Genomic DNA, 11,816 nt, shown 5'->3' on the forward strand with positions numbered 1-11,816 from the left:
AACGCCCGGTTACATTCCGAACCCGGAAGCTAAGCCTCACAGCGCCGATGGTACTGCAGGGGGGACCCTGTGGGAGAGTAGGACGCCGCCGAACTAATTTTGATAAACAGAGAACCCCCGTCCGGGGATACCGGGCGGGGGTTTTCTGCGTTTAGGGTCGGTCCTGTGTCCCGGCCGCCCGTGTGGACATTTCACAGGCGGCCGGCTGCCTTCAGGGACAAATAGGCGTCCGCGAGGGCGGGGGCAAGTTCGGAAGGTGTCGCGTCCACGACCGTCACGCCGTGGCGTGTGAGCTTGTCCGCCGTGCGGAGCCGTTCCGCCTTCGCCTGTGCTGCTGATGCTGCGTCGTACAGAGCTTCCGTGGTGCCGCGGGACGCCGCCATCGTCTCTATCGCCGGGTCCGCCACGGAAGCCACGATCACTGTGTGGCGCTTTGTCAGGCGGGCCAGGACAGGGAGGAGTCCCTCTTCCACGGGCGCCGCCTCCAGGGACGTAAGAAGAACGATAAGGGAGCGGCGGGGGGCCGCGTGCAAGGCTGTGGCGGTGAGGCCGCGGGCGTCCGTTTCGATCAGTTCCGGCTCGAGCGGGGCCATGGCGTTCACCAGCGCTGGGAGAACCTCGCCGGCCGTGCGGCCCTGGACCAGGGCGCGGATGCGGCGATCGTAGGCCAACAGGTCCACACGGTCTCCGGCGCGGGACGCCAGAGCGCCCAGGAGGAGAGCGGCGTCCATCGACGCGTCGAGACGAGGCGCGTCGCCCACACGGCCCGCCGAGGTGCGGCCCGTGTCGAGGACCAGCAGGATGTGCCGGTCGCGCTCAGGGCGCCACGTGCGGACGGCGACCGCGGATTGGCGGGCTGTCGCACGCCAGTCGATCGAACGCGTGTCGTCGCCGGGCACGTACTCGCGGAGGCTGTCGAACTCGGTGCCCTCGCCCCTGGTCAACACGCTGGTGCGGCCGTCGAGTTCACGTAGCCGGGCCAGCTTGGACGGGAGGTGTTTGCGGCTGTGGAACGGCGGCAGGACACGGACCGTCCACGGGACGACGTGCGTGCCCTGACGGGTGAAGAGACCGAGGGGGCCGTAGGAGCGGACCGTCACACGGTCCGCCTGGCGGTCGCCGCGCCGGGTGGGGAGGAGGCGGGTCGTGACGCGGCGGCGTTCGCCCGCGGGCACCGTCAGGCGGTGGCGGGACGCGTCGTGCTCCGAGCCCGGGCGCCAGGCGCTCGGAGGCCAGGCGTCGCGGAGGTGCGCGCGCAGGAGGCGGCGCGAGGGGTTGGTGACGGTGAGCGTGACGTCGGCCGGGTCTCCGAGGCGTACCGAGGTGTCGCCGGAGCGGGTCAGGCGCAGGTGGCGTACGGGGGTGGCGAGGGCAAAGTCGCAGGCGCAGGCCAGAGCCAGGGGAGTGTTGACGGCGAGGATGCCCGTCCAGCTCGGCTCCCAGATCCCTACGGGGAGGGAGCCCAGGGCGGCGAGCAGGGCCGTACGTCCGGTGAGAGCCATGTCGTTGAGGTCTCCGGCCTGGTCAGCGAGGGACGGGGACGTGGGTGAGGAGCGCGTTGATCACCGAGTCCGGGGTGACGCCTTCCATCTCGGCCTCCGGGCGCAGTTGGACGCGGTGGCGGAGAGTGGGCAGGGCGAGGGCTTTGACGTCGTCGGGGATGACGTAGTCGCGGCCGGTCAGCCAGGCCCAGGCGCGGGCGGTCGAGAGCAGGGCCGTGGCGCCACGCGGGGAGACGCCGAGCGTGAGCGACGGCGATTCGCGGGTCGCGCGGCAGATGTCGACGACGTACGCCGTGATCTCCGGGGAGATCGTGGTCTTCGCGACCGCGGACCGGGCCGCTTCGAGGTCGGCCGCCGTGGCCACCGGACGGATGCCTGCCGCGTGCAGGTCACGGGGGTTGAAGCCGGACGCGTGGCGGGTCAGGACGTCGATCTCGTCCTGGCGGGACGGGAGGGGGACGTTCAACTTGAGCAGGAAACGGTCCAGTTGCGCTTCGGGGAGGGGGTACGTGCCCTCGTACTCGACCGGGTTCTGGGTCGCTACGACCATGAACGGGTCGGGGAGCGGGCGCGGGGTGCCGTCGACCGTGATCTGGCGCTCCTCCATGGCCTCCAGGAGGGAGGACTGGGTCTTGGGCGGGGTCCGGTTGATCTCGTCCGCGAGGAGGAGGTTGGTGAAGGCCGGGCCCGGCTGGAAGGAGAAGCGGGACGTCTGGGTGTCGTAGACGAGGGAGCCCGTGACGTCGCTGGGCATCAGGTCCGGGGTGAACTGCACGCGCTTCGTGTCGAGTTCGAGGGAGGCCGCGAGGGCGCGCACGAGCAGCGTCTTCGCTACGCCGGGAACACCTTCGAGGAGGACGTGGCCGCGGCAGAGCAGGGCCACGACCAGGCCCGTGACGGTGGGGTCCTGGCCGACCACGGCCTTGGCGATCTCGGCGCGCAGGGCTTCCAAGGAGGCCCGTGAGCTGCGGGGATCGGTCGTGGGCCCGGCGTTGTCAGTGGTCGGGTCCATCATGAATGGCGTACCTCTCTTTCGAGGGCGTCGAGGTGGTCGGCGAGCGCGATGAGCGCCGCGTCGGTCGCGGGCGGCGGGCCGAAGAGGAGGGTGTGCGGGTCCTGGGCGGGCGTGGGGAGTTGGCGCGCCAGGGCCGGGAGGAAGGTCTCGGGCGTGTGGGCCTGGGACGGGGGGACGCCGATGAGGGGGGCCAGCGTGGTGCGGGTGGAGATACGCAGGGCCGTGGCGGCGCGGTCGCGGGCGTTCGCCTTGCGGTAGAGGCGGGCGCGGCCTTCGACGGTCTCGGAGGCGCGGATCGCGACGGGCAGGCGCTCGGCGACCAGGGGGCCCAGACGGCGGGCCCGCCACAGGGCGGCGAGGGCTGCCGCGACGAAGAGTTGCAGGGTGCCCCAGAGCCAGCCCGAGGGGAGCAGGTCGAAGAAGCTGCGGTCGTTCTGTGCGTCACCGGCCGCGGCGTCGTCGGAGAGGGAGGGGAGGTACCAGACCACATGGGGCCGGGTACCGAGGAGTTGGAGTGCGAGCGAGGCGTTGCCCTGCTCGTCGAGGCTGTCGTTGAGAAGGATGTCGGGGGAGCCGAGGACGACCGTGTCGCCGTTGCCGGTGGTCGAGGGGAGGCGCAGAAGTGTGGGGGCGCCGTCGCTCGGATAGCAGGAGTCGGCGCGGCGGGACGTCGTGTCGTAGCGGTGGCCGCCGGTGTCGGCGCGGCCGGCGCGGCGGGCCTCCGGCAGGGTGCAGTCCGGGGTGAGGGTCGTGTCGGTGCTGGGCGCGGTCTCGGCCGAGACGCCGGGCGCGAGTCGGGCGACGGATGCGGCGCCGGGGGCGACGAGGAGGGTGCGGCCACCGGAGTCGTCGGTCGCGGCCCGCAATTGCTCCTGCTGGTGCGGGGTGAGCAGGTCGGGGACGGCGACCACGAGGGTGGTGTCGCGGTCGGCTGCCGCGCGGGCCGCGGCGGTCGTGGTGACCAGGCGCACGACGACGCCCCGGTCGGCCAGGAGTTCGGCGACGGCCCGGCTGCCGTACTGGTCGGCGGAGCGGGGGTCGAGCGTGCCGTGTTTCTCCCCGGAGCGGACGGCGGCGATGGCGACACCGGCGACCAGGAGGAGGGCCAGGGCGAGGGCGACGCCGCGCGTGCGGGTCCAGATCTGACGGGCCGTCGGGGTGACGGACGTGGTGTCGGGGTCCGGAGCCGCTGTAAGCGTGGTCGTGTTCGCCTGCTGGGTCTCTGGGGCGTCGTGGTCCTGGCCTTCGTGGCCTGGACGCGGGGTGCGGGGCTCGGTCACCGGGGCGCTCCCGGGGCGGCGGTCAGGGTCGGGGGCGTGCGCGCGACCTCGGTGTCCAGGGCGGTGAGGCGCTGGTACGTGTCGAGGGTCGCGGTCCGGCCCCCGTATGCCACGTCGTCGAAGTCGCGGGCTGCCGTGTGCAGGCGGTCCGCGTATCCGGGAAGCGGCCGGGCGGCTTCGGTCGCGGCCTCGTCGGCGGTGCGGCCGGGGCGCGGGTCGAGGAGGGCGCGTTCCTCCAGGGAGCGGACGAGGGCGCGCATCCGTTCCTGGACGGCCTGGTCGAAGTGGCCCTGGGCGGCGTGCGCGTCGGCGGCCGCGCGGTGTTCGGCGGCGCTGCGCGGGCGGGCGTCGAACAGGGGCGCGGTGGAGCCGGGCGAGCGGCGGGGGGTGCCGAGGCGCCACCACAGGGCGATCGCCACCGCCACGACGGCGAGCAGGATCACGACGAGGCCGAGCGTGCCGCCGGGGGCGGCACCGGAGGCGGCGGAGAACAGCTTGTCGACCCACTCCCAGAACTTGTTGAGGGCGCGCACGAACCAGCTCGGGTCGTTCTCGTGGTACGCGGGCTTGGACAGCTCCCGCTCGGCCGCCTCCCGCGCGGGGCCGCGCGGGATCGTCAGCGGTGGTTCGTCGCCGCCGGCGCTCGTCAGCCGGGACGCGGCTGTGAGCACTCCCCCTGGCGTGCTCACCGCATCAGCTCCCCGGGGTGGCGCCGGGGGTGTCCCCGTAGCCCTGGAGTCCGGCGGCGCGGGCGAGGTCGATGTCGAGGGCCTCGCGGCGGATGCGCTGGTCTATGTAGAGCAGCACGGTGACGCCCGCGGTGATCGGGAAGGTGATCGTGGAGCCGACCACCGCGCCGATCCCGCTGATGATCAGGAACGTCCAGCCGACGTCGGTGCCCGTGTCGAGGAAGCTGCTCATGCCGTCGCCGCTGACCACTCCGGCGAGGACGCTGAAGGGGACCAGGATGATCGACGCCACGACGCCGGCGATGATCGACGCGAGGATCTGGATGCCGAAGACCCGCCACCACGAGCCGCGTACGAGCTTGGTGGAGCGGCTCATCGCCTTGCGGACGGTCTGCTTCTCCAGCATCAGTGCGGGGGAGGCGAGCGAGAAGCGGATCATCAGCCAGATCGCGACCACGAGTCCGGCGAGTCCGCCGAGGGCCGCGAGGGCGAGTCCTCCGTCGGGCGAGCCGAGCGCGGCGAGGAGGATGCCGGGGAGGGCACCGACCAGGACGACGGCGACGGCGATCAGCGGCAGCAGCAGTGTCAGACCGAGCAGTCGCAGGACCTGCGGGCGGGCATCGCGCCAGGCCTCCTTGATGGTGACGGACGTGCCGATGACGGCGCGGCTCGTGACGGTGGTGAGCAGGGCCGTGGCGACGATCGTGCCGAGGAGCGTGACGACCTGCACCACGCCGGAGCCGATCAGGATGCCGCCCATGGCGCGGGCGATCTCGCCGGCACTGGCGTCGGGGTCGTCGAGGGCGTCGGTGGTCGCGTCGTTGAGCAGGAAGCCCTGGAGGAGGACGACGAGGAGTTCGGTGAGCACGGCGACGGTCAGCGAGATGCCGAGCACGGTGCGCCAGTAGGTGCGCATCGTGGACACCGCGCCGTCGAGGATCTCGCCGACGCCGAGGGGGCGCAGCGGGATGACGCCGGGCTTGGCGGCGGGCGGCGGGCCGCCCCAGCCGCCGGAACCCCACTGGCCGCCGCCGTATCCGCCGGGGGCCTGGCCCCAGCCCTGACCGCCCCAGCCCTGGCCGCCCTGGCTCGGGGCCGGTGGGGGCGGTGGGGGTGGCGGGGTCTGGCCGGAGTCGGGGGCGGGCGGGCCGGAGGGAGCGGACCACTGGGCGGGCGGCGGCTGCTCCTTGGACCACTGCGGGCCCTGACCCGCGGCCTTCTGGGCATCGCCGTCCGGGCTGTCCTGGCGGCTGTCGTCGGGGCCGTCGGAGGGGGCGGATCCGGGCGATGCCCAGCCCGGAGTGTCGTTCATCGTCGCTCCTTCAAGGTGCCCGTCCGCGGTCGCGGCGGCAGGTTGGCTGCCATCGTGCCATGGGGTGGGGGCCGGGTGGCCTGGGCCCGTAGAGGCTGGACACCTTCAATTGTCGGGCCGGTACGGGGCAGACTGAGTGGATGGCTGATCAGTACGCGCAAAACGGCGAGGACATACGGCCCAGCGAAGACATACAGCCCACGACCATCGACATACCGGCGATCCGGTGGGAGGAACCGGCCGAGGGCCCGGTTCTGGTGCTGCTCGACCAGACACGATTGCCGGCCGAAGAAGTCGAGCTGGTGTGCACGGACGCCCAGGGGCTCGTGCAGGCGATCCGGTCCCTGGCCGTGCGCGGAGCACCGCTGCTCGGTATCGCCGGGGCGTACGGGGTGGCGCTGGCGGCCGCCCGGGGGTTCGACGTGCAGGACGCGGCGGACGCGCTGGCCGGGGCGCGCCCCACCGCGGTCAACCTCGGGTACGGCGTGCGGCGGGCGCAGGAGGCGTACCGCGCAGCGCTCGGGGACGGGTCGGGCGATGAGACGGCCGTGCGGGAGCGGGCCGCCGCGGCGGCGCTCGCCGCCGCACGGGCGCTGCACCAGGAGGACGCGGCGGCCAGCACCAGGATGGCCGAGCACGGGCTGCGGCTGCTCGACGAGCTGCTGCCCGGCGGCAACCACCGCATCCTGACGCACTGCAACACCGGGGCGCTGGTGTCCGGCGGGGAGGGCACCGCCTTCGCCGTGGCGCTCGCCGCGCACCGGGCGGGGCGGCTGCGCCGGCTGTGGGTGGACGAGACGCGCCCGCTGCTGCAAGGCGCGCGGCTGACCGCGTACGAGGCGGCACGCAACGGGATGGCGTACACGCTGCTCACGGACAGCGCCGCGGGGTCGTTGTTCGCCGCCGGTGAGGTGGACGCCGTGCTCATCGGGGCGGACCGGATCGCCGCGGACGGTTCGGTGGCCAACAAGGTGGGGAGCTATCCGCTCGCCGTACTGGCCCGCTACCACCACGTGCCGTTCATCGTGGTGGCGCCGGTCACGACCGTGGATCCGGCGACTCCCGACGGGGCGTCCATCGAGGTGGAGCAGCGGGCAGGGCATGAAGTGACAGAGGTCACTGCGCCGCAGGCGCCGTTGGCCGGGATGGAGGCAGGAGGCGGAATTCCGGTGGCACCACTGGGGACGCAGGCGTACAACCCCGCGTTCGACGTGACGCCGCCGGACCTGGTGACGGCGATCGTCACCGAGTGGGGCGTTGTTTCGCCCGTGACAGGTGCGAGTCTGGGGGAGCTGTGTTCCAGGTCACGCCAGGTAACGATGAGCTAATGGGATGATGTGGTCCATGAAGGGACGAGTCCTTGTCGTCGACGACGACACCGCACTGGCCGAGATGCTCGGCATTGTGCTGCGTGGTGAAGGTTTTGAGCCGTCGTTCGTGGCTGACGGCGACAAGGCGCTGGCCGCTTTCCGTGAGACCAAGCCCGATCTGGTTCTCCTCGACCTGATGCTGCCCGGCCGGGACGGCATCGAGGTGTGCCGCCTGATCAGGGCGGAGTCCGGGGTGCCAATCGTGATGCTCACGGCCAAGAGCGACACCGTCGATGTGGTCGTGGGCCTGGAGTCGGGCGCGGACGACTACATCGTGAAGCCGTTCAAGCCGAAGGAGCTCGTGGCCCGTATCCGGGCGCGGCTGCGGAGGTCGGAGGAGCCCGCCCCCGAGCAGTTGGCCATAGGTGACCTGGTCATCGATGTGGCCGGGCACTCGGTGAAGCGGGACGGGCAGTCGATCGCGCTGACGCCGCTGGAGTTCGACCTGCTGGTCGCTCTCGCGCGCAAGCCGTGGCAGGTGTTCACGCGTGAGGTGCTCCTGGAGCAGGTCTGGGGCTACCGGCACGCGGCGGACACCCGTCTGGTGAACGTGCATGTGCAGCGGCTGCGCTCGAAGGTCGAGAAGGACCCCGAGCGTCCGGAGATCGTGGTGACCGTCCGTGGCGTCGGTTACAAGGCCGGACCGAGCTGACGTGACCCGGGACAGTGCCGCTTCGGCGCCCGGGAAGCCGGGGTCTCGTCCGGAGCGGCCTGTGGGGACGGCGGCCGGGCGTGGCTCCTGGCCGCGCCGGGTCATGGACGGCGGGCTGCTGCTCCAGGGCGGGATGAACGGCAGCCCGGTGCTGCGCCTGTTCACCCGCTGGGTGCGGCGCCCGCTGCTGCCCGCGATGCGGCTGTGGCGGCGCAACATCCAGTTGAAGGTGGTCGTCACCACGCTGCTGATGTCGCTCGGCGTGGTGCTGCTGCTCGGCATCGTCGTCATCGGCTCGGTGCGCAACGGCCTGCTCGACGCGAAGGTGAAGGCGTCGCAGAGCCAGGCCGAGGGCGGGTTCCGCGCGGCCAAGGACAGGGCGGACGCGGCGGTGGCCGGGGTGCGCGGCGGCACGTCCGACGACAGCCGCACCAACCAGATCTCCAAGAGCTGGCTGAACGACCTCGTCACCCAGCTCTCCAGCGGCGGCAAGGGCGCCTTCGACGTGGTGACGCTCAGCCCGGGCGACGCCGGCAGCGGCGACGGACGCGGGCCGCGCGGCTCCGGGGGCGTGGTGCCGGACCGCAGCGTGCCCGACGACCTGCGCGCGCGGGTCGACCGGATGACCGGCGCGTCCCAGAAGTACACCCGGATCGTCTACGACGGCGGCGCGGAACCCCAGCCAGGCCTGGTCATCGGCAAGCGGCTCACCGACCCGCAGGGCCACGCCTACCAGCTCTACTACCTCTTCCCGCTGACGCAGGAGGAGAAGTCGCTCGGACTGGTGAAGGGCACGCTCGCGACGGCGGGACTCTTCGTGGTCGTGCTGCTCGGCGCCATCGCCTGGCTCGTCGTGCGGCAGGTCGTCACACCTGTGCGGATGGCGGCGGGCGTGGCCGAGCGGCTCTCCGCGGGACGCCTCCAGGAACGTATGAAGGTGACCGGTGAGGACGACATCGCGCGCCTCGGTGAAGCCTTCAACAAGATGGCGCAGAACCTGCATCTGAAGATCCAGCAACTGGAGGATCTGTCCCGGATGCAGCGGCGGTTCGTGTCCGACGTGAGCCATGAGCTGCGGACGCCGCTGACGACCGTACGGATGGCCGCCGATGTCATCCACGAGGCGCGGGCCGACTTCGACCCGGTGACCGCGCGCTCCGCGGAGCTGCTGGCCGATCAGTTGGACCGGTTCGAGTCGCTGCTGGCCGACCTTCTGGAGATCAGCCGGTTCGACGCCGGTGCGGCCGCGCTGGAGGCCGAGCCGATAGATCTGCGTGAGGTGGTCCGCCGGGTCGTCGGCGGCGCCGAGCCGCTGGCCGAGCGCAAGGGCACGCACATACGGGTCGTAGGCGACGAGCAGCCGGTGGTGGCCGAGGCGGACGCGCGCCGCGTGGAGCGCGTCCTGCGCAACCTGGTCGTGAACGCCGTGGAGCACGGTGAGGGCAAGGACGTCGTGGTGCGGCTCGCGGCCGCGGGCGGCGCGGTCGCCGTCGCCGTGCGCGACTACGGGGTCGGGCTGAAGCCGGGCGAGGCGACGCGGGTCTTCAGCCGGTTCTGGCGGGCCGACCCGGCACGCGCGCGTACCACCGGTGGCACCGGGCTCGGCCTGTCGATCGCCCTGGAGGACGCGCGGCTGCACGGCGGCTGGCTCCAGGCGTGGGGGGAGCCGGGCGGCGGTTCGCAGTTCCGGCTCACCTTGCCGCGGACGGCGGACGAGGCGCTGCGCGGTTCGCCGATACCGCTGGAGCCGGAGGACTCGCGGCGGGGCCGTGAGCCCGGTGACGCGGGATCGTCGTCCGGCGAGGGCAGGAAGCTGGCGACGGTGCCGGCGCAGACGACGCACGGGGCGGCACAGGCGCCGATAGCGCCGCGACCGGCGCAGACCGCGGTCTCCGCCGACCCGACGGCGCTGCCGGGCAGCGGCGCGCGCGTGGTCTCCCGCGGCGGCATCAGCCAGGGCGAGGGCGCGGCGGGCGTGCCGCGTCAGCCGGGAGCGGACGAGGGCGGCCCGGAGGAGACGCGCGCCGGTGGCGGTGCGTGGCGGGACGACGTGGCGGTGGGCGGACGCCGCGACCCGGACCAGGACGAGCGCGGCGAGGGAAGCGGTGGTGGCGGTCGTGGCTGAGCAGCGGGTGTCGCGTCGGGGGCGCCGGACACGGGCGGGGGCCTTCGCCGCCTGCGGTGCGGTCGTGCTGGCCGGGTGCGCGTCGATGCCGGACAGCGGTGGGCTCGAATCGGTCGAGGCGTCGCAGCGGCCGGACTCGCAGGTGCGCGTCTTCGCGCTGCCGCCGCGCGACGGAGCCACCCCCACGAGCGTCGTCGACGGCTTCCTGGAGGCCCTGACCAGTGACGATCCCTCGTACGCGATGGCACGCAAGTATCTGACGCCGCAGGCCGCGAAGGGCTGGAAGCCGGGGCGGAAGACCGTCGTGCTCGCCGACGCGCCGAGCGCGCGGCCCGTCGGGCGGCAGAACGACGGGGACGAGGGACAGCTCTTCGAACTGTCGGGCCAGCAGGTCGCCACGGTCGATCAGCAGCAGGCGTACCAGCCGGAGTCGGGCCAGTACGACGCGAACCTGCATCTGTCCCTGGTCAAGACCGCCAAGGGAAACCAGTGGCGGATCGACAGCCTGCCGACGGGTGTCGTGCTCGGTGAGTCCGACTTCCAGCGCATCTATCAGTCCGTCAACAAGTACTACTACGCGGTGGATTCGGTCTCCGAGGAGCAGGCCCCGCAGAAGCAGCTCGTCGCCGACCCCGTCTTCGTGCGGCAGTGGACGGACCCGCTGACCGAGACGGTCAAGGAGGTCCTCGCCGGGCCGACGCGCTGGCTGGACCGCGGGGTGCGGACGGCGTTCCCGACCGGCGCGGGGCTGAAGGACGGCGTGCAGTCGCTGGCCCCGGACGACGCGAACAAGCTGACCGTGCCGCTGAACAAGCACGCGGAAGCGGTCACCCCGACCAAGTGCAAGGAGATGGCGGCCCAACTGCTGTTCTCCCTGCGGGACCTGTCGTCGTCGAGCGTGAACGAGGTCGAACTCAAGCGGGCCGACGGCCGCTACATGTGCGCGCTGAGCGAGTCCGAGGCCGACGCCCTGGTGGCGCCGCGCAGGTCCGCCGCCCTGGACGACCAGTACTTCCTGGACGGCAAGGGCCGCCTGGTGCGGATGCCGGGCAACAGCAGTTCCGACCGGGACCCGGAGCGGGTGCAGGGGCCGCTGGGCGAGGGCGAGCAGCCCTTGCGTTCCGTGGCGGTCTCCCGGGACCAGGAGCGTGCGGCGGTCGTGTCGAGCGACGGGCGGTCGTTGTACGTGGCGTCGTTCGTCAGCAGCGCCTCCCTGGGTGACGCGCTGGTGCGCAGCCATGCCGTGGGTGCGAAGGACGGTCTGTCCACGCCCAGTTGGGACGGGCGCGGCGATCTGTGGGTGGCCGACCGGGACCCCAGGAATCCGCGGCTGCTCGTGTTCGGGCAGGGCCTCGGCGACAAGATGCGGCAGGTGTCCGTCGAAGGGCTGGCCGACAGCGTGCGGATCGAGGCGGTCAAGATGTCCGCCGACGGGGCGCGGGCCGCGCTCCTGGTGCGGGAGAAGGGCACGACGTCACTGCGCATCGGCCGCGTCGAGCGGCAGTCCGACGGGGACGGCGGCATCGACTACTCGGTGGCCGACCTGCGTGTCGCCGCGCCGGAGATGGAGGACGTGACGGCCGTGTCGTGGGCGGGCGGCAGCCGGCTCGTGGTGGTCGGCCGGGAGGCCGGTGAGCTCCAGCAGATGCGGTACGTGCAGTCCGACGGATCCACCCCGACCGGGCAGGCCCTGCCCGGACTGACCCGGGTGAGCGAGATCGCGGCGTCCGAGGACGACCGGTTGCCGCTCCTCGCGCACTCGGACGACGGCATCGTGCGGTTGCCCTCCGGGGCGGCGTGGCAGTCGGTGCTGAAGGACGGGACGGCGCCGGTCTACCCGGGATAGTCCCCCGCCCCGTGCCCGCCGGAGA

General features: G+C 72.6%; 9 protein-coding genes and 1 rRNA gene. 5 read left to right on the top strand and 5 right to left on the bottom strand.

The features are described from left to right. Positions 1 to 94 (top strand): 5S ribosomal RNA (gene rrf / locus ACIRF8_RS21210); the annotation flags it as partial. A gap of 97 nt (positions 95 to 191) precedes the next feature. On the opposite strand, the gene ACIRF8_RS21215 is transcribed toward rrf, so the two are convergent. The 5 genes from ACIRF8_RS21215 to ACIRF8_RS21235 are packed head-to-tail and all read right to left on the bottom strand — an operon-like array spanning position 192 to position 5,798. After that, a complete protein-coding gene (locus tag ACIRF8_RS21215; RefSeq protein WP_404216966.1) occupies positions 192 to 1,502 on the bottom strand; it encodes a DUF58 domain-containing protein in 1,311 nt (436 codons plus the stop codon). Between the two features lie 22 nt (positions 1,503 to 1,524). After that, positions 1,525 to 2,514 carry an AAA family ATPase gene (locus ACIRF8_RS21220; RefSeq protein ID WP_404216967.1) on the bottom strand — a complete coding sequence of 330 codons (990 nt, stop codon included), beginning with the start codon at positions 2,512 to 2,514 and terminating at the stop codon, positions 1,525 to 1,527. Continuing rightward, complete coding sequence (locus tag ACIRF8_RS21225) at positions 2,514 to 3,797, bottom strand: DUF4350 domain-containing protein (RefSeq protein ID WP_404216968.1); 1,284 nt, start codon at positions 3,795 to 3,797, stop codon at positions 2,514 to 2,516. Before ACIRF8_RS21225 ends, ACIRF8_RS21220 begins: the two co-directional genes overlap by 1 nt. After that, complete coding sequence (locus ACIRF8_RS21230; RefSeq protein WP_404216969.1) at positions 3,794 to 4,486, bottom strand: DUF4129 domain-containing protein; 693 nt, start codon at positions 4,484 to 4,486, stop codon at positions 3,794 to 3,796. The genes ACIRF8_RS21225 and ACIRF8_RS21230 overlap by 4 nt, the downstream gene beginning before the upstream one ends. Positions 4,487 to 4,490: 4 nt before the next feature. Then, positions 4,491 to 5,798, bottom strand: a complete 1,308-nt coding sequence (locus ACIRF8_RS21235; protein WP_404216970.1) for a glycerophosphoryl diester phosphodiesterase membrane domain-containing protein — start codon at positions 5,796 to 5,798, stop codon at positions 4,491 to 4,493. Between the two features lie 140 nt (positions 5,799 to 5,938). Between ACIRF8_RS21235 and mtnA the strand changes: the two genes are divergently transcribed. The 4 genes from mtnA to ACIRF8_RS21255 all read left to right on the top strand — a co-directional run bounded on the left by mtnA (position 5,939) and on the right by ACIRF8_RS21255 (position 11,791). After that, positions 5,939 to 7,126, top strand: coding sequence for an S-methyl-5-thioribose-1-phosphate isomerase (mtnA, locus tag ACIRF8_RS21240; protein ID WP_404216971.1), 1,188 nt, complete (start codon positions 5,939 to 5,941; stop codon positions 7,124 to 7,126). A gap of 4 nt (positions 7,127 to 7,130) precedes the next feature. After that, positions 7,131 to 7,820 carry a two-component system response regulator MtrA gene (gene mtrA / locus ACIRF8_RS21245; protein WP_199836122.1) on the top strand — a complete coding sequence of 230 codons (690 nt, stop codon included), beginning with the start codon at positions 7,131 to 7,133 and terminating at the stop codon, positions 7,818 to 7,820. 1 nt (position 7,821) lies between these two features. Continuing rightward, complete coding sequence (gene mtrB / locus ACIRF8_RS21250; protein ID WP_404216972.1) at positions 7,822 to 9,945, top strand: MtrAB system histidine kinase MtrB; 2,124 nt, start codon at positions 7,822 to 7,824, stop codon at positions 9,943 to 9,945. An 85-nt stretch (positions 9,946 to 10,030) separates the two neighbouring features. Beyond that, complete coding sequence (locus tag ACIRF8_RS21255; RefSeq protein WP_404217506.1) at positions 10,031 to 11,791, top strand: LpqB family beta-propeller domain-containing protein; 1,761 nt, start codon at positions 10,031 to 10,033, stop codon at positions 11,789 to 11,791. The last annotated feature ends 25 nt before the right edge of the window (positions 11,792 to 11,816 follow it).

It is taken from the genome of Streptomyces sp. NPDC102406 (assembly GCF_044765725.1).
Taxonomy (GTDB): domain Bacteria; phylum Actinomycetota; class Actinomycetes; order Streptomycetales; family Streptomycetaceae; genus Streptomyces.